Origin of the sequence: Chitinophaga oryziterrae (assembly GCF_009758125.1) — a bacterium.
Lineage (GTDB): Bacteria > Bacteroidota > Bacteroidia > Chitinophagales > Chitinophagaceae > Chitinophaga > Chitinophaga oryziterrae.
Window position 1 is genome coordinate 48746 of the sequence record NZ_WRXO01000004.1, and the last position, 20233, is coordinate 68978.

Here is a 20233-nt window from a genome sequence, read left to right on the forward strand (position 1 = left end):
ATAAGAGCTGATCGTAATTCCATGTTAAAGAAATGCCTGATTCCACTGTTGCTTTTTGTGGTGAACTATGCCCATGCACAAGAGTTTTCGTCTTTGAATGTCAACCACGGACTCTCTAACAACCAGATAAACTGTGTCTATAAAGATACCAAAGGGTTTATGTGGTTTGGTACGCTGAGCGGGTTAAACCGTTATGACGGCTATACCTTTAAAATCTTTCATCACAGTCCTGCCGATTCCATTTCCCTGGCCGACGATTTTGTAGAGAATATTTATCCCGCTCCGGGGAATAAATTATATGTGAAAACAAGGAATGGGGACAATTTATATGATCCCGTAACAGAACAGTTTTCAGATGCGGCTCCCTGGCTGAAGAAAGCAGGATTACCTGGTTATGGGGTGAGATGTATCACCCAGACCGGCAACACTTTCTGGATAGCTTTTATTAATGAGGGACTTTACCGGGTTGACAGCAGCGGGAAGGTGCTCCCCTTTATCCGGAAGAACAAGATTGCAGATATGAGTGTGACTTCGGGAAACAGGCTGGTTATCCTGTACATGAACGGCGACCTGGAAATGTTGGATACACATTCCGGTAAAACTACCTTTTTCAGCCAGGCATTGACTGGCTTTATCACAAAAGTCCCTCTTACACTAAAGCTTTTTATAGATACTCAGGATGATATATGGGTATATATGCCCGGTTCTGATTTCGGGGTGCTTTATTTTAACCCTGCCACCGGCATTTTGAAACCATTGTCCAGCAAAAGTGGGGTTCTGAACAATGATGTTGTCAACAGTATCATAGAAGATGATCAGGGAGAGATGTGGATAGGGACAGACCATGGCGGCATTAATGTGGTAAACAGGCATACATTCACCTCCCGTTTCCTGATGAATAGTGAAGAGGATGGGAAAAGCGTTGCGGAGAATGCGATCTATGCGATGTACAAAGATAACCTGGGCATTATCTGGTGCGGTACCTATAAAAGAGGGATCAGCTATTGTGCAGAGGATATGAAAAAATTCAGTCTTTACAGGCATAAAAATGCAGAGAAGCAAAGCCTCAGTTATAATGATGTGAATTGTTTTGCGGAAGATAAGAAAGGGAACTTATGGATTGGTTCCAATGGAGGTGGACTGATGTATTTCGACCGTAAAGCCAATACATTTACCCGGTTTAAACACGAGCCCGGGAATGATAACAGCCTCAGTGCTGATGTAATTCTCAGTCTTCGTGTAGATAGTTATGACCACCTGTGGATAGGGTACTATTTCGGAGGGATGGATTTTTACCGCAATGGTAAATTCACGCATTACAGGCACGATGAAAAAGATGAGAACAGCCTTGCCGGTAAAACGGTGTGGAAAACGTACAAGGACCAGCGGAATAATTTCTGGGTAGGTACCTTAGGCGCAGGGCTGGACAGATTTGATCCGGGGAATGGCATTTTCTATCATAATAATGTTAATCTTCCTAATTCTGTACATTCCAATTATATCACTGCTTTTGCAGAAGATAAGAACGGAGATCTGTGGATAGGGACTGCTTACGGGGTGGATGTACTTGATAAAGCCAAAGGGATTTTTGTGCATTATCTGCATGCTACTCACCAGTTAAGTAATGACAATGTGAGTGCGGTCTTATCTGACAGCAAAGGGAATATGTGGGTAGGTACCAGAGAAGGACTGAATGTATTTGACCCTGCTACGCAGCAATTCAAATCGTTCCGGGTAGATGACGGATTACCGGACAATAATATCATCAGTATCCTGGAAGATAATGAGCATCATTTGTGGGTAAGTACATCCAACGGATTGGGCAAGATAACGGTGCTGCAGGGGAATAACGGGATCACGATCCATTGCAGGAATTACGATGATAAAGATGGTTTGCAGGGAAAAGCATTTAATGTGAATGCTGCTTTAAAGTTAACATCCGGAGAGCTGGTATTTGGAGGGGCAGATGGGTTTAACATTTTTAATCCGGCAGATATACAACAACATAAAAAAGAACCTTCCCTGGTATTTACCGGATTGCAGTTGTTTAACAGGATGATTAATGTAAATGAAAAACTGCAGGACCGTGTCATATTGCCGGTAGCATTACCGGAAACTAAGGAGATCGTACTCCGGTATAATGAAAATGATTTTTCCATTGATTTTGCGGCCCTGAATTTCATTAATACAGACAAGGATAAATATGCCTATAAGCTGGAAGGTTTTAATAAGGACTGGTTAACCACAGATGGTAAAACAAGGCGGATCATTTATACCAATATCAATCCCGGTGATTATATACTACACCTGAAAGCAAACAATGAAGACGGGGTATCAGAAGAACAGGGGATTACATTGAAAATCAAAATATTACCGCCTTTCTGGAAAACACCTGTTGCCTACATCCTTTACGGACTATTGGCAATAGGGACCTTATTCTTTATGAGAAGACGGGTGATCAGGCGTGCGCACAGGCGTTTTGCACTACAACAGGAGCGGAGGGAATCGCAGCAGCTGCATGAGCTGGACGTCATGAAGATCAAACTCTTTACGAACCTCAGTCATGAGTTCCGGACACCGGTATCACTGATCCTGGCACCACTGGAAGAAATCATCACCCATGCAAAGGACGGTACGGATAAAGAGAAACTGCACCTGATACGTCGTAATGCCAAAAGGTTACTGAACCTGGTGAACCAGTTGATGGACTTCCGGAAAATGGAGATGCATGAATTAAAACTGGCAGCAGCACCAGGTGATGTGAACCGTTTTGTGGAAGAGGTAGCGGGCTCTTTCACAGACCTTGCAGAGAGAAAGCGGGTCGCTTTTTCTTTTACGGTGAATAGTAAGCCATTATACACCATGTTCGACCATGACAAGGTAGAGCGTATCTTATTCAACCTGTTATCCAACGCATTTAAGTTTACACCGGAAGGGGGAACGGTTACCCTGCAGGCCGATGTAAGCGAAGCGGGCGGGAAAACATGGCTGGAGATCCGGGTAAAAGATACAGGTATCGGTATACCTAAAGAAAGGCAGGATAAGATATTTGAGCAGTTTTTCCAGAGTGATACCCCCGGAGGGTTCCTGAACCAGGGAAGCGGGATAGGGCTTGCGATTACGAAAGAATTCGTAAAATTATACCAGGGGACCATTGTAGTGGAAAGTGAAGTGAACAAAGGCAGTTGTTTTACCCTGAGATTGCCATTCGTACCGTTGCCGCCGGTGATCACGACCATCCCTTTGGAAGAAAGGAGCAGGGAAGTACCTGTGTTGACACCTGCTGCCGGAAAACAAACGATTTTGCTGGTAGAGGACAATGATGATTTCCGTTTTTACCTGAAAGAGAACCTGAAAACGTATTATAACATTATAGAAGCGGTAGACGGCCGGGCCGGATGGCAGGCGACCTTATCGGGGCATCCCGACCTGGTAGTGAGTGATATTAATATGCCGGTGATGGACGGGATAGAATTGTGTAAGAAGATCATGGAGGATAATCGTACCCGGCAGATACCGGTGATATTATTAACGGCCATGACCGGAGAGGAGGAGCAGTTAAGGGGACTGGAAACGGGGGCTTCCGATTATATGGTGAAGCCATTCAACTTTGAGATCATGTTATCCAGGATCAACAATATCCTTGCCAGGAAGGTACCTGTAAAACACGTTATCGGGAAACCGGAAGAAGCAGATAGCTCACATGTACCTACGCCGGATGAGATCTTTATGCAAAAAGCACTGGATATAGTGGAAAAGAACCTCTCCAATACCTCTTTTTCCGTAGAAGAGCTGAGCCGGGAGTTGTGTATGAACCGGGTATCTGTATACCGGCGGGTATTTTCCCTTACCGGACTTACGCCCATTGAGTTCATCAGAACGATCAGGTTACAGCGGGCGGCACAACTGTTGTCGAAGACGGGCATGAATGTTACGGAAGTAGCCTATGAAGTAGGTTTTAATAATCCTAAATACTTTACCAAATACTTTAAAATGGCCTATCATATGCTGCCTTCTGCGTACGTGGCTGCGATGCGTAAATAGTCATTGTAACTGAAATTACCTCTTAAGTATACATTTGATACCCCTCACGCAACATTTTATCCTGAAATAATACACAACGGGCAACCCTGTTTCTTGCCGTATGAGGATATATTTATCCCATCGTTATGAATGTATTTCCACTTATGAATTAGCATACCAAAATCACTACGCTATGAAACGAAAAATTTACCTGATCTTATGGGTAATAGTTACTGTCTGTGCATACAATATGCCAGCCAGCGGACAAAATTCAGTACACAAAATTGAGGGTACAGTCACAGCCCGGGAAACGGGACTGATCATTCCCGGGGCAACAGTTTTTGTAAAAGGGACAAAAACGGCTACTGCGGCAGATGACAAGGGCAATTTTACGATCTCCGCATCACCTGGCCAGGTACTGGTCATTACTTCAATGGGGTTTATGTCCCGGGAACTGAAGGTAGGTAACAGCAGTACAGTAAGTATTAGTCTGGAAGGAGATAACCGTACACTGAACGATGTAGTTGTGGTAGGGTACGGTAAAATGAAGAAAACAGACCAGAGCAGCGCCCAGGTATCTATTACTTCAGCAGACATCAACAAAACTATCAACTCCACACTGGACCAGGCTATCCAGGGCCGTGCAGCGGGCGTGTATGTTACACAGAACTCCGGGCAGCCCGGCGGTGGTATTTCCGTGAACATACGGGGTGTCAATACGTTAAGCGGCACCAATGAACCGTTGTATGTTATTGACGGGGTACAGATGCAGCCTGCTACGGTTTCTTACGGGAATACCAGCTCTGTGAATGCGCTGGCAGGGATCAATCCTTCTGATATTGAGTCGATGGAAATCCTGCAGGGGCCTTCCGCTACAGCGGTGTATGGGTCCAGGGCAACAAATGGTGTGGTACTGGTGACCACCAAACGGGGTAAATCCGGGCAGGTAAAGGTGAGTTACAACTTCTTATACACGCAACAGGGTAAACCAGATGCATTATCCACCATGACGCTCCCGCAATATGCAGAGATGAACAATGAGGTGGCCGTATTGCTAAACCGTACCCCTACAGCGGAGTTCAAAAATCCGGGTGTGTTAGGTCCGGGTACCAACTGGCAAAATGCCTTGTTTCAAACAGCTCCTTTACGGAAACATCAACTGGCAGTAAGCGGTGGTTCCAACACCACCACTTTCTATATGTCCGGTGAATACTTTAAACAGGACGGGGTGGCAATAGGCTCTGATTTCAACCGTTATTCCTTCCGCCTGAACCTGGATAACCAGTCATTCAAATGGTTGAAACTGAGTACATCACTCAATTTTTACCAAACCAAGGAAAAACTGGCCTCTTCCAGTGAAGACGTTATCAGGAATGCGATCAACCTGGCCCCTAATATTCCTGTAAAGAACCCTGATGGTAGCTGGGGTGGCGCTACTTCGAACGAATTTGGCAGTAATGCCAAGTATGCACCTTTAAATCCGGTGGCTATCGCAAGTCTTATCAATAATAATTACAAAAGGACCGGTGGTTTGGGTGGCGCTTCCGCAGAAATGAACATCATCAAAGGGTTGATTTTCCGTACCAGCTTCAATGGCAACTTTGAATATGCGGACGGCAGCAAGTTTACCCCTACTTATCAGTTGGGTTATAATGTAAACGAAACAGCCAATTTAGCAGTGAGTAATAACAGGAACTTTTACTGGAACCTGAATGAACTGCTTCAATATAATAAGGATATTAAGAAACACAGCTTTGGCGTAATGGCCAGTCATGAAGCGCAGGCCTGGAATTACCAGAGTTTCTCCATACAGCGTTTCGGCTTCAGCAGCAATGATATTCAATCCCTGAACCTGGGTAATTCATTGGGACAACTGGTGGGAAGTGGTAAAGGGTCCGGTGCGCTGGAATCTTACCTGGGCCGTGTGAATTATTCTTACAATAATAAATACATCGTACAATTAGCCGGAAGGGCAGATGGGTCTTCCAACTTTGGTTCTGCCAACAGGTGGGGATTTTTCCCTTCTGTATCTGCTGCATGGCGGTTGACGGAAGAACCATTCATGAAAGGGATACCTTTTATCAATGAACTGAAACTCCGGGCAGAATATGGTACTACCGGTAATAATGGTAGCGGCGGAGCGCAGTATTCTGCTTTATCCGCGGTGACTACCCCCTGGGGCGCTGGTTTCCGTACCGGTCAGTATGGGAATGCTAATCTGAAATGGGAATCAACAGAAACAAAGAACATTGGGTTTAACCTGGCGTTGCTGAAAGACAGAATTCAACTGGAAGGTGATTTCTATATGAAGAAAACGGATAACCTGTTAATGCCTAATCCACTGCCGGCCTATATGGGTACACAGGGAGAAGGCGCTATCAGTGCACCGATCGTGAATATTGGCGCTATGCAGAATAAGGGTTTCGGTATCACCCTGAATACCGTGAATATTAACAACAAAAGTGGATTTACCTGGAGAACTAATTTCAATATCTCCTCATTCAAAACAAAGATCACCAAGTTCTATTCTGATGCCGCTTTCCTGTCGAGGAGCGCCTGGTATATGAATAACTTTACTGCCCGGTCTGTAATAGGACAGGCGCCATGGCAGTTCTACGGATACGTTGCTGAAGGCGTGTTTAAATCGCTGGATGAAATCAACAGCAGCGCTATCCCTACACAGTCTGATGGTAGCAGGTTACCTGTAGCAAAAGAAGGGGGAGTTTGGGTAGGAGATATCAAATATAAAGACCTGAACGGTGATAAAGTGATCGATTCAAGGGACCAGACTTTCATCGGGAATCCATGGCCTAAACTGACATTCGGTTTAACGAATACCTTCTCTTATAAAGGTTTTGATCTGAGTATATTATTAACCGGTGCGCAGGGGAATGATATCTTCAATTATCTCCGTTTTGAAAATACTAATCCCGGCAATATTAACCTGGGCAGGAACCTGTTTGCAGAAACATTTGGTTATGCGCGTATAGCAGGAGAGGACACCAAACCTTACCTGACGAATCCTGACACTAAAATACCGAGGATAACAGGGAATGATGTGAATGGCAATGGTAACCGTTTCACTAACAATTTTGTGGAAGATGGTTCCTATATCAGGATCAAGAATATACAACTGGGTTATAACCTGCCACGCACGTTACTGCGTATGCAGAATGTTGTAAAAGCGGTGCGTATTACAGCAAGTGTACAGAACCTGGCCACTTTTACAAAGTATAAAGGATATGATCCGGAAGTAGGCGCTTACCTGGGTAAGGAAGTACAGTTGAGCAGTCAGTTGATTGGTGTGGATGCAGGCCGTTATCCGTTAACAAAGCTTTATTCCGCTGGTGTTGCGGTTGATTTCTAAAGCCCATTAAAATTAAAATCATGAACAGAATATATCTTGTATTCATAATAATCATACTGGCCGGTTGCAGCAAAGACTTTCTTAACAGGCCGCCGGAGGATGCTATTGTAGACGCTAACTTTTATCAGTCGTCCGACCAGGTGCTGGCAGGTACTGCGCCATTATATAATATTGTATGGTTTGCCTATAATGATAAATCATCTCATGGTATTGGAGATGGCAGAGGCGGATTGCTGATGTCCGGTTCGTATGAAATAGATAATATACGGATGCAGACAACTGATGTTACACCGGAAGTAGCCAGTTCCTGGAACTCCTTCTTCAATGTAGTGGCACAGTCGAATATGGTGATCAACAACCTTACAAAATATACTTCTTCTTCCGTACCGGAAAATGTGAAACAGGCAGGTATTGCAGAAGGACGTTTTATGAGAGGACTGGCATATGCTTACCTGGTGCAGAACTGGGGCCCTGTACCTGTTATTACCAATAATAACGTACTGCTCACCGATACTTCTATCACGAGGAACACAGTAGAATCAGTATGGGAGTTTGTGATCCGCGAAATACGTTTTGCCGCACAGAACTTACCGGCTACTCCTTTACAGAAAGGGCGTTTAACAAAATGGGGCGCCGAAGGTGTGCTGGCAAGGATGTTCCTGACCCGCGCAGGTGTTGGCGCAAGCGGCAGCCGTAACCAATCGGACCTGGACAGTGCGGCATGGTATGCCAATGATGTGATTCAGAACAGTGGCGCTTCACTGATGACTAATTATGAAGACCTGTTCCTGATGAAGAATAATAATAACCCTGAAAGCCTGTTCGCTTTACAATGGAAATATGATGGGGACTGGGGAACACAGAACAGTGTGCAGGCATTCCTGGCTTATGGTTCTGAAATCACCGGTTTTGGTGATGGATGGGGTAGTGACCTGGGCGCTTCTTACGATATGCTGAAACAGTATGATCCCGCTGATAAGCGTCGCAAGGCAACGTTCATGTTCCCGGGAGATCATTATTCCTATATACATCAGTCGGTAGATGACCCGAATAATCCCGGTAAAAAAATCATACAGGAATTACAGGTACCCTGGAATTTTGTAGGCACAGAAAGGTATAACGTACGCGCCTGGGTGAAAAAATATGTGGTAGGCCGTCCGGAAGATAATGATGGCAAAGTAACACAGCAGCATACAGAAATAAACACTTACATGCTGCGTCTGGCAGAAGTATACCTGATATATGCGGAAGCGGTGCTGGGTAACAATCCTTCTACCGGGGACGGACAGGCGCTGAAGTATTACAATGCGGTACGCACCAGGGCAGGATTAGCGGCTAAAACAGTGATCACCTGGGATGATATTTTTAATGAAAGGCGACTGGAACTGGCTATGGAAGGACAGCAATGGTATGACATCGTACGTCTCCATTATTTTGATCCGGCCAAGGCCCTTACCATGCTGAACAATCAGGATAAAGGTACTTACAGGATCGTTCCCAATGCAGCTACCAATGCCACTTCCTGGACGGTTACTTCTGATGTTCCGGCTTATTATCCTGTATCAGAAAGTAATTTCATGATACCCTATCCTGCATCAGAATTAACGGCAGCGCCTAATCTGAGAAAACCACCGGTGCCTTATAAGTTTTAATCTTAAAAAGAAACGTTATGACTAAGTATAATTTTTTGCTTTTTCTGCCGGTAGTTTTCTGCCTGCTGTTATCATGTTCGAAAGATCACGAGGTATCTGGTCCGCCAGTCATTAATGCGGTGAGCCTGCTGGATTCAACAAAGACCGACAGCACCTTTGCAAGGGCCTTGCCGGGCACTTTGATACTGATCACAGGCGAGAACCTTGGAGGGGCCGTAACGGTGTCTTTTAACGGACAATCGGCCTATTTTAATCCTACTTATAATACCAGTACGCATATCATCATGACGATCCCCAGCAACTCGCCAACAGAAGCGACGGACCCGAATGTGCCTAATAAGATACGTATCGTGACAACGCACGGAGAAACGGCTTATAGTTTCGTGATAGATATCCCACCTCCGGCCATCTGGGCTATTTCAAATGAGAATGCGATGCCGGGAGATTCCCTGATCATCCGCGGCGCTAACTTATGGCTGATAGAAAAGCTTGTTTTCCCCGGTGGCAGAGAGGTCACTGACTTTACCGGTAATGCAACCGGTTCAAGAGTAGGGTTGCTGATGCCGGACCTTGGCTCTGATACCGGCCGGCTGGTCATTGTAGCGAAATATGGCACAACGAGGTCTGACGGGCCTTTAAATGACCATCAGAGCGGGGATGTGATCAGTAACCTGACGAACGCCGGTGAAACGGGAGAAGATCCGGTATTTAACTGGGGCTGGTGGGGTGCTAACAGGACCAGTGACGCTACCTTGTTCCCCGGCACCAGAGGCGCTTACCTGCAGAATATTTTTGGTGGTGTAGGAGCTAAAGATGCAGCCTGGTGGAATGGTAACCGCTCCGGCAATTTCAGCGATGTATCTACCATTTTTACAGCCGCTGTGATGTCAGAACAGGCCAGTAATTATGCATTGAAGTTTGAAATAAATACGAAAGAACCCTGGACTGCCGGCGTGAATGTGCTACGGTTGGGTGATAATTATGCCTACCGGTATATGCCATGGGCAGATGAGACCAATAAAACGTTTGATACCGGAAATACATGGGAGACGGTTACAGTCCTGTTATCTGATTTTAAAACCGTGGCTAAAGATGCAGATGGCAATGATGTAGAAGGTACCGGTGCCGGCGCTATGACAATGGGCAACCTGTTAAAGACCGGTGGAGTGGTTGCATTTGGTTATCGTTTTATCACAGAGGCGACTCCGGTAGATGTGTATAATGCCGCGTATGATAATTTCAGGATCGTTAAGGTAAAATAAAATATCTCAGATGAAAAAAATTCCCGGTATCAGGTTCTTTTGCATGGCATTGATGATTTTCCCGGCATGTAATAAAGGTACTGCAGACAAACAGAGCGGAAGCGGCAATACAGATACGATAGGGGGATCGGTGGTAATTCCGTCTGATCCTGCTGTAGCAGGTAGTATTGGCTTCTTTATGAATGAGTGGGTACAAAAGAGTTTTACAGCACCTGCTTATACGGATATGACACCGCCTTCGGCCGCTACTTATACGGTAACAGTGGATGCATCTACAGTGGTAACGAAAGTGTCTCCTTCATTATTCGGGAACAACAGTAACCTGTATATGAGTCAGATGGTGACGGAGCCGGCATTAATGGGGCATATCACGAAGTTACATCCGGGGATTATCCGCTTTCCGGGTGGGAATCTGAGCAGCGTTTATTTCTGGAATACCACATCGGGCAATAAGCCTGCTGATGCGCCGGATAAGATCAGTGATGCAGATGGCAACAGTATAGATCCCGGTTACTGGTATGGTGGTACTACAGATAGCTGGTCGTTATCGCTGGACAATTACTACAATATGTTACAGCAAACCGGTAACGAGGGTATTATCACGGTGAATTACGGGTATGCCAGATATGGCACCGGCACTGATCCTGTAGCAGCGGCAGCTCATCTGGCCGCGGATTGGGTACGGCATGATAACGGGCGTACGAAGTACTGGGAAATAGGGAATGAGAGTAATGGTACCTGGCAGGCAGGTTACAGGATAGATGTAACGCAGAATAAGGATGGGCAGCCGCAGCTGGTAACTGGCGACCTGTATGGCAGGCATTTTAAAGTCTATGCGGACTCTATGCGTAAAGCGGCAGCGGAAACGGGTAAACCTATTTATATAGGGGCGCAGTTGCTGGAACATGAGCCGGCATCCTGGGCTACGGCTACGGATAAAGGCTGGAACAGCGGCGTATTAAAACAGGCGGGTAGTGCAGCGGATTTCTTTATCGTGCATAGCTACTATACGCCATTTAATACAAACTCCAATCCGCCGGAGGTGCTGGCGTCTGCCGTAGCTGTTACTAAGGCGATCTCTGATTATGTATCCTTGTCCTTAACAACGGCAGGCGTTGCATCAAAGCCGGTGGCATTGACTGAGTGGAACATCTTTGCGGTGGGTTCTCAGCAGATGGTATCACAGGTAGCGGGCATGCATGCCGTAATGGTGTTGGGAGAGCTGATGAAGAATAAGGTGGGTATGGCCAGTCGCTGGGACCTGGCGAACAGTTGGGATAACGGAAATGATCACGGGTTGTTTAGTCAGGGTGAAGGCGCATCCGGTGAAACGAAATGGGCGCCAAGACCGGCCTTCTATTACCTGTATTTCTTTCAGAAAAATCTGGGAGACAGGTACATCAATGCAACGGTAGCAGACAGTAGTGCCGGCATCAATGCATACGGATCTACTTTTGGTTCCGGTGAGGTATCACTGACATTGGTGAACAAGGCGATCAGCGCACAGAACGTACAGGTAGCCTTTAAGAATTTTAATCCCGGTAACCGTTATTACTGGTATGTATTAACGGGCGGAGACGGTGTTACAGGCTTTTCGAGAAAAGTGTTCGTAAATGGCACCGGGCCTTCGGGCGTGGCCGGAGGACCTGATAATTATGCAACGTTAAAAGCTTATTCTGCCAGTGCGCAGCAGGGCGTGAAGGTTACATTACCACCTATGTCGGTGGTGTGCCTGGTAGTAGATAAAAAATAGGTGGGGACTATTTTTAAATAAGCTCCGTTGGCTTCTATTTATGGAATGCCGGCGGAGCTTTTAATGTTATATTTATGTGACTTTAGTTACCGTCAATAACGGTTAACTCAGCGAGCTTTGCATAATATAATACATTATGGAATGGTCATATTAGGTTATCTGGCTTCGTTACTAATTGGTATTTCTCTTGGTCTCATAGGTGGCGGAGGCTCTATTCTTACAGTGCCGGTACTGGTATATCTCTTTGGGATAACACCTGTTTTAGCTACTTCCTATTCATTGTTTATTGTTGGGAGTACCAGTCTGATCGGTGCTTATGGCAGCTACCGCAAAGGAGAAGTAAGTTTTTATACGGCGATATTGTTTGGTCTCTCTTCTATTGTAACGGTATTTGTTACACGTAAGTTTATCATTCCTGCTATTCCTGAACAGTTGTTTACACTGGGTCATTTTAAGGTTACATGGTCATTTGTAACGATGATCTTATTTGCCATATTGATGCTGGCCGCTGCATTGTCTATGATCTTCAGCAAAACAAATGAGCAGGTATTGCCGGGGAAGAACCTGGTCAGGCTTATATTGTATGGAGTAGGGATTGGTCTTGTAACAGGGCTGTTAGGTGCCGGAGGTGGATTTTTACTGATACCTGCGCTGGTGATGCTGGTTAAGCTGCCTATGAAAAAGGCAGTAGGCACCTCCCTGTTCATTATTGCATTCAATTCTTTATCCGGATTTTTAGGAGATCTTGGGCATTACCGGATCGATTGGTTTTTCCTGCTGAAGATAACGCTGATAGCAGTTGTTGGAATCGTGTTGGGCGGCCTGCTGGTCCCCAGGATACAGGGAAGAAAGCTTAAAATATTCTTTGGCTGGTTTGTGCTGCTGATGGCAGTATATATTCTCATTCATGAAATCATCCTGTAAGGAAGGTGCGTTGGTTGCCTGTTCATTTTAAAACGTAATACAGGCCTGCACTTTCATCAGGGATAGTACCCCTCCATACCAGGCATTACTTATAATTCCGTAATTTTGGAATGATAATTCCGGAATTATATGAATATGACAGACAGGAAATTAAGACTCAGCGTATTAGATCAATCTCCGATCAGAAGAGGCAGTAATGCAGTAGAAGCCCTGCAGGAAAGTGTGAAACTGGCACAACTGGCAGACAGGCTGGGCTACACCCGCTACTGGCTCTCCGAGCATCATAACACCCGTTCTCTGGCCGGCGCCTCTCCGGAGATACTGATAGCCCGGCTTGCTGCCGCTACGAAGCATATAAGGCTGGGGTCGGGCGGTGTCATGCTGCCCAATCACAGCACATTAAAAGTAGCAGAGAATTTCCGTCTGCTGGAAGCGCTGTACCCGGGTCGTATCGACTTAGGCATCGGCCGTGCACCAGGAGGGGACAGGCTAACAGCGCATATCCTCAATCCTTCCAATAACTTCGAACCCCGTGAATTTGTACAGCAGGTAATAGATCTTGAAGCCTATCTCACAGAAACCGGCGAGCCTGGTACTATACATGATAAAGTAAGGGCCATCCCGCATATAGATACTATGCCGGGATTATGGATGCTGACTTCCAGCGGTGAAAGTGGTTTGCTGGCAGCCCGTCATGGCTGGGCATTATCTTTCGCGCATTTCATTTACCCGGTTGGCGGACCGCAGGCAGTAAAAGCATACAGGGAAAGGTTTGTACCATCTTTATTCATGAAAGAACCGGAGGCTAATGTAGGTATTTTTGTATTCTGTGCAGATACGCAGGAGAAAGCAGATGAACTGCAGGCAATGATGGACTACCGGCTGTTGAGCTTTGAAAAAGGCCAGTATGACGTATATCCCACTTATGAAGAGGTAAGGGATTATGAATACACCGATCAGGAGTTGCAACGTGTATTAGCTAACAGGGGCCGTTTTATTTCCGGTACACCGGAACGTGTAAAAGCAGGTTTACTGAAGTTGGCATCGGAATATGCTGTAGATGAAATAGTTGTATCCACTATGGCCGACAAGGCAGAAGACCGTTTCCGTTCTTATGAATTATTAGCCGGAATGTTTAATCTGGAAGGCAGGTAATCACACAAAAAATATCTCATATTAAAGTAGTATTTCAGGATAACCCTTATTATTGTTGTTTTACAGGGATTATTATACATGGAACAACATTTAGATAAGGGCGTTCGTCCTGGTAGCTTACATAAGGGCGACAATGAAGAATGGATGCGTTTTGCGTTGCTTTCTTCGGGTTTAGGGACCTGGGACCTGGATATTGCGAGTAACCAGGTAATATGGGATGATCGTTGCCGGGAATTGTATGGTTATGTTGAAGAAGGAGAAGTATCGCGTGAGGTCCTGATAAAATATATTCATCCTGAAGACAGGGAAAGAGTGATGGCAGCTATTGATCATGCGTTAAATCCGGAGAGCAGCGGCCTGTACGATGTTGTCTTCAGGATTGCAGGTATTGCAGATAATCAATTGCGCTGGTTGCGCAACATAGGCAAAGCATATTTTGATAACGGGGTCGCTTACCGCGTAGCAGGTACCATGCAGGATATTACTGCAGATATAAAGCGTAAGGAAAAAAAGCAGATGTTATTATCACTGGTAGAAAGTTGTCCGGAAATGATGGGCGCTGCTACGCTGGATAACCGTTTTTTTTATATGAACCCTTCCGGCAGGAAATTACTGGGCATTCCTGAAGAGATCGATATCACTACTCTTTCTATAGAAGATCTTTATCGTGGAGAGGAGTTCGCCAAAATAACCGGGCCTATACAAAGCACTGATCAGAAATGGAGCGGAACGATCTACGTGAACCACTATATCACCAAAGAATTAATTCCCTGTCACGCTAATTTTGTAGTCATAAAAGATGCCCTTGATGGTCATGTATTGGGCCGTGGCGCTACGTTAAGGGATTTACGTCCGGAACTGCATGCCGCGAAAGAACAACAGAAATTATTATCACTGCTTGAAAACAGCCGCGATTTTGTAAGTCTGTCTGATGAAGAAGGGAATGTGACTTACGTAAATGCGGCGGGGTTAAAACTATTAGGGTTAAATAGCCAGGAAGAAGCCCGGAGGCATAACAGTGATTACCTGATGCCGGAAGAGACCGGGAAGCTGAAGGAGGTGATTAATGCGCAGTTGTTCAGCAAGGGAGTGTGGTCCGGTGAAGTATTATACCGTCATTTTAAAACAGGAGAGGCCATTCCGGTAGAAGGCACTACGATGCTGGTATATGATCCGGTAACGGGTAATTCTCAGGGGAGGGCCACTATTGCCCGCGATTTAAGGGAAGAGAAAGCAGCCTATCAGCAACGTATTGAAAACGAGCTGGAGCTGGAGAAGATCGTGGAGATAAGGACCAGTGAACTGAAAAAGGCCAATATCGATCTGAATATCGTAAACGAGAACCTGGAACAGTTTGCTTATGTTGCCAGTCACGATTTGCAGGAGCCACTCCGTAAGATCAACATGTTCTCTGCGTTACTGGAAGACAGGTTCAAGGACCAGCTGAACGAAACGGGAATGAAGAACCTGGGTATTATCAGGAATGCCGCTACCCGTATGACCACTCTCATCCAGGACCTGTTAGCGTTCTCCAGGATATCCCGTCAGGACCATCTCTTTGAGGAAGTGGATTTATCCGCTACGGTACAGCAGGTACTGGGCGATTTTGATATGCTGATACAGCAGAAGGATGCGGTAGTGGAATGTGACGGGTTGTTTCATGTACCGGGAATCCCCCTGCATATAACGCAGTTATTCCATAACCTGCTGAGTAACGCATTGAAATTCACCCGGGAGGGCATATCTCCCCTTATCAGGATCACTTCCAGGATGATGGACGCAGGTGAAATAGCCGGGCATCCGCAGTTACAGAATGGCCCCCGGTATGGTGAGATCAGGATAAGTGACAATGGGATAGGGTTTGCATCTACTTATACCAAAAAGATCTTTGTGATCTTCCAGCGACTGCATGGAAGGGGTGAATATGAGGGTAGCGGGATAGGGCTGGCCCTGTGTCAGAAGATAGTTACGGCCCATCATGGGGTCATATACGCTGATTCTGAGGAAGGTAAGGGGGCGACCTTCGTGGTAATACTTCCTGTGTACACTTGATTAAAATATTTCATATTTTTGCAGGAACTAATAGAACCCATCCTATGAAGAAATTCTTCCTGCCTGTTGCAGTTGCTATTGCGCTGGCTTTTGGATCCTGCACAAAAGATGCTGCCCTGGAAGGCAATAAAGGTAATAACACTGACACTACCGGTACCAGCAACCCTGTAATTGGTAAAGATAGCGTGGTTACTTTCACTGATGTGAAATTGGGACTGGCACCGGGAGATAACAACTACGGACGAGTATTCTCTTCAGTTACCGGTCTGGTATACAAAGACGATGCGATCCCTGATTCCGTGGGTAAGTACATCAACCTGGCGTTCGCTTATCAGGCATCGTTCTCCATGTTCTTCAGCAGTGCAGATCCGAACAGTTTTGATATCAAGATACCCAATGTTACCAAAACGAACGTACGGAACTATGTTGATTCCTCTTTTAAAGTAACTTCATTTGACACGTTAACGCATGCTTCTACCTTAAATAAACTGACTGTAGCAGATGATAATCAAACAATTGATGCAGCGAATTTACCGGTAGTGGTGTTCTTTAAGAACAGCGATGGTAAGATCGGTATTGTGAAAGTGAAGTCCTTGTCTGATAGCTATCTTACGGTAGATGTAAAAGTAGCTTACTAGTAAATTTTAATAATTTGATACAGTCAATGCCCGATCCTGGTTATACCGGGGACGGGCATTGCTGTTTATCTGTATCTGTATACAGAGTCAGGTTTATCGGAGCTTTTGCTTTCTGTATGCTCATAAGAACTGATGGAAATTGATGTATGGATGGTAATTGTGTCGCTAGTATATTCATCAGATGGCTTCTCTTTGTTTATGACAGAATCAGCAGGATGGAATGTTGCTTCCACACTCCCGGATATTTGTTTGCAGCCAGAGAATGTAATAATGCAGAGCATCAATATTGTGTACTTCATTGTATTTAATTGAGGTTATCCAGATCTTCGGCAAAAGCAATGCGTGCAGGATCGTCTTTGAGATAAAAAATGTCTATGTTTTTCTGTCGGGCAAGATCTAATTTGAGCAGACCTATTATTTTTTTGAAGCTGGTCCTGTGTGCCTGCTGTTGTTCATCGGTATATTCCAGTTCAAATCGTATCATGGGTTGTTCATTAATATAGGTGCCGGTCTCTTCCACGTGGAGTACTTTTGCAGTTGTCCGTATGCCTTTAAACTTTATGAATGCCTGATCCGCAGCGTTGCCGGAAAATTTTGCGATAAGCAGCGCTATGCACTTGTAAAAAAGGAGCACCAGGGGGCAAATAAGCAGGGGATGACCGAAGCTCATAAAACGCCATCCTGCACCATCATTTTCCAGTTGGTAGGAAAAAATATAATAGCCGGCAACCAGTATTGAACATACTAACAAGCCTCCGGTCCTCAATAGCATTATTCCGCTCCTGATACTGGCTTCTGAAGTAGCAAACATAAAATAAGGGGTACGTTTCATCTGACTGTCAATAAGCAGGTCGATTTTTTTACCGGTCTCAAAACGGTGTTCATCAGGTCTGATATCATTTACAGCCGTTTTTTGTGTGATCTCTGTATTTACGAGGTTTTTAAAGGATAATGTAAGTTCATAGGTGTTATATTCAGCGTTCTTGTTGGGGATTTTTGCTGAGTCGAGGATGGTTGCCTCCCGGAGGACACCATCTTTCTTTAATAATTCCATATTATGCTTTAGCCTGAAAACGGATAATATCCAATTACGGAAATATGTTGTCAGCAGGAATATCCAGAGCATCATTGATAATGCGACAAGGCCCAATGCTATCCAGGGGTTTGTTCCTGCAAGATCAGGCGGATTCTCATTTTTGATATCGTAATATAAAAGCATGGGGAAGGGGATCGCAAAAAAAAGCGTAAACAATTGTGAGAATGCGGGGAACAGGTATTTCATGTTTTTAAGATTGATGGCTGTTTCAAATGTACAGATGGTTTCTAAATTCCGGTATCTACAATACGTCTACACCTTGTTTAATATAATGATTATTATATCTTTATAGATTAATAACAGATTGTTGTAATTGTTTTTGGCATAAGGCTTGTAATTTTAGCGTCTATGAAATCTTTGTTGCTGATTCTTTTTATGTTTATGCCATTAGGCAGCTTTTCACAGGTTATGTTGGCAGATAGTTTAAAATCAGTTGTTGATAATCCTGCATTGGGTGAAAAGGAAAAACCTGTTTTATTAAGACAATTAGCCGAAATATACCGGATCAATAAAAACTATACGCAGGCGGAGGTCAGGGCCAGAGAGGCTATTAATATATCCTTGCGGAATAAGAATTATACGGATGCCGTTAAAGCATATACTTTAATAACGAATGTAAAAGCCAATACCCGGGAATTAGTCGCTTTGAAATCGATCAGCGATTCTACTTTAGCGCTTGCAGAAAAGGCCAATGATCCTTTAGCAATGGCTTATGCTTACTATGGAATTGTATGGCTGTATAAAACACTGGATGATGCAGATGCCGTAGTGAAATATTGCAATCTGGCTTTAAAGCAATTAGAAAAGGTAAAGGACCCTTATGTTGCAGCCAAGATGTATTACCAGTTGTATACGGTCTATTCCAAATGGAATGATGATTCGCTGGTAAATATTTATGCCCGGAAGGCAACTGAAAATGCATTACTGATAAAAGATTATAATCTCCTGAGCAATTGTTATACGGCGTTATCGATAGCGCATGAGTATAATTACAATGCATCTAAAAGTAAACCTGAGCTTGACAGTGTTTTATTTTATCTGCATCAGTCTGAAATGTTGTACGATAAATATCCGGGGCAGGTGGCGCATTATACAGAAGGTATTGCCTGTATCAATATTGCTGATTATTATTTGAAATATTTTCCTGCAACAGATAAAGAGGCAAAAGAACAGGCGGTGCAGTATGCGAATACTGCCAGAATGATCATGAATAATGTAGATGGCAGCCGGGAAGTTCAGGCGAGCAGTCTGGGTATACTCAGTGAATATGCCAGAAGAGAAGGGCACGATGGGCTTGCGGAAAACTATCTCCTGGAAGCCTATGCGCTGATGAAAGCAGAAGAACTCCCTTATTACCATACGATGATCAATGTGGTGCAGGCATTATCTGATTTTTACGGGGAGAAAGGGTTGTATAAAAAAGCGCTGGATTTTCAAAAGGAAGTGACATTATATAGTAATAAGAATTTCAACGAGCAGCAGGCATTGAATGCGCAGAAGCTGCAAATACAATATGAAACGGAGCGGAAGAATGAGGAAATGCGTGCACTGAAAGAACGGGAGCATAATCGCAGGCTGCAAAACTATTTGTATGGCTGTATTGCTTTAGCCTCCTTATTCGCATTACTGTTTGTGTTCAAATCTTACCATTTTAAACTACGCTATTCCCAGCAACGGGAAAAACGTCTTGAGTTTGAAAAGCTGGATTCTGAGCTGCAGATAAAGCTGGAAAAAGAAGAGCAGGCAAGACTGAAGGTTGAACAGCAATTGCTGGAAACCCAGCAACAGCAGTTGAAAACAGAAGCGATGGCGAATGTATTGCAACTGGAACATAAGAACCAGATGCTGTTGCAGATAAAGGACCAGTTAACCACCGGAGATCCTGTGAACATCCAGAAAATATTAAGAGAAGAGATGTCACTTGACAGTGATTTTGAACAGGCAAAATTGCAGATACAACAGGTGCATCCTGATTTTTTTAACCTGATCAATGAGAAGGCAGAAAAGAAATTAAGTCTGCTTGATTTAAAACTTTGCGCTTATCTGTATCTCAAAATGGATACTGTTCAGATTTCCCAACTGATGAATATCGAAGCGAAGAGCGTTCGTATGGCCAAGTACAGAGTTAAACAGAAACTCGGATTGGATAAAGGGGAAGATCTGAATGGTTTCCTGCAGGGGATATGGGGGTGAAGTATTGAGACTGTTAAAAAAAACAAGGTGTCTCAAAAGTAATTGTAAACACAAAAAAAGGCTCTTAACGGAGCCTATTATGTTTTGCCGCAAACATATCGAAGATGTATTAGTTACT

11 protein-coding genes are annotated in these 20233 nt (G+C 44.5%); 10 read left to right on the forward strand and 1 reads right to left on the reverse strand.

The genetic code is table 11. The features are described from left to right. Positions 1-21: 21 nt before the first annotated feature. From GO495_RS15250 to GO495_RS15290, 9 genes are all read left to right on the forward strand, one after another. Complete coding sequence (locus GO495_RS15250) at positions 22-4044, forward strand: hybrid sensor histidine kinase/response regulator transcription factor (protein ID WP_157300582.1); 4023 nt, start codon at positions 22-24, stop codon at positions 4042-4044. 172 nt (positions 4045-4216) lie between these two features. Continuing rightward, positions 4217-7390 (forward strand): SusC/RagA family TonB-linked outer membrane protein, encoded by a 3174-nt coding sequence (locus GO495_RS15255; protein WP_157300583.1) that lies wholly within the window; start codon positions 4217-4219, stop codon positions 7388-7390. 20 nt (positions 7391-7410) lie between these two features. After that, positions 7411-9042 (forward strand): RagB/SusD family nutrient uptake outer membrane protein, encoded by a 1632-nt coding sequence (locus tag GO495_RS15260; RefSeq protein WP_157300584.1) that lies wholly within the window; start codon positions 7411-7413, stop codon positions 9040-9042. 17 nt (positions 9043-9059) lie between these two features. After that, positions 9060-10304 carry a glycan-binding surface protein gene (locus tag GO495_RS15265; RefSeq protein ID WP_157300585.1) on the forward strand — a complete coding sequence of 415 codons (1245 nt, stop codon included), beginning with the start codon at positions 9060-9062 and terminating at the stop codon, positions 10302-10304. Positions 10305-10314: 10 nt separating this feature from the next. Continuing rightward, on the forward strand, positions 10315-12057 hold the full coding sequence (locus tag GO495_RS15270; RefSeq protein WP_157300586.1) for an alpha-L-arabinofuranosidase: 1743 nt from the start codon (positions 10315-10317) through the stop codon (positions 12055-12057). Between the two features lie 141 nt (positions 12058-12198). After that, the gene (locus GO495_RS15275; RefSeq protein ID WP_157301029.1) at positions 12199-12981 is read left to right on the forward strand and encodes a sulfite exporter TauE/SafE family protein; all 783 of its coding nucleotides are present in this window, start codon (positions 12199-12201) and stop codon (positions 12979-12981) included. A gap of 129 nt (positions 12982-13110) precedes the next feature. Then, positions 13111-14136 carry an LLM class flavin-dependent oxidoreductase gene (locus tag GO495_RS15280; RefSeq protein ID WP_240915241.1) on the forward strand — a complete coding sequence of 342 codons (1026 nt, stop codon included), beginning with the start codon at positions 13111-13113 and terminating at the stop codon, positions 14134-14136. A 78-nt stretch (positions 14137-14214) separates the two neighbouring features. Beyond that, a complete protein-coding gene (locus tag GO495_RS15285; RefSeq protein ID WP_157300587.1) occupies positions 14215-16188 on the forward strand; it encodes a sensor histidine kinase in 1974 nt (657 codons plus the stop codon). 44 nt (positions 16189-16232) lie between these two features. After that, positions 16233-16826: a hypothetical protein gene (locus tag GO495_RS15290; protein ID WP_157300588.1), complete on the forward strand. Its 594-nt coding sequence runs from the start codon at positions 16233-16235 to the stop codon at positions 16824-16826. A 304-nt stretch (positions 16827-17130) separates the two neighbouring features. On the opposite strand, the gene GO495_RS15295 is transcribed toward GO495_RS15290, so the two are convergent. Beyond that, entirely contained in the window at positions 17131-18108 is a 978-nt protein-coding gene (locus tag GO495_RS15295) for a hypothetical protein (RefSeq protein ID WP_157300589.1), read from the reverse strand. Positions 18109-18270: 162 nt separating this feature from the next. On the opposite strand from GO495_RS15295, the gene GO495_RS15300 reads away from it, so the two are divergent. Then, positions 18271-20115 (forward strand): hypothetical protein, encoded by a 1845-nt coding sequence (locus tag GO495_RS15300; RefSeq protein ID WP_157300590.1) that lies wholly within the window; start codon positions 18271-18273, stop codon positions 20113-20115. Positions 20116-20233 lie beyond the last annotated feature (118 nt).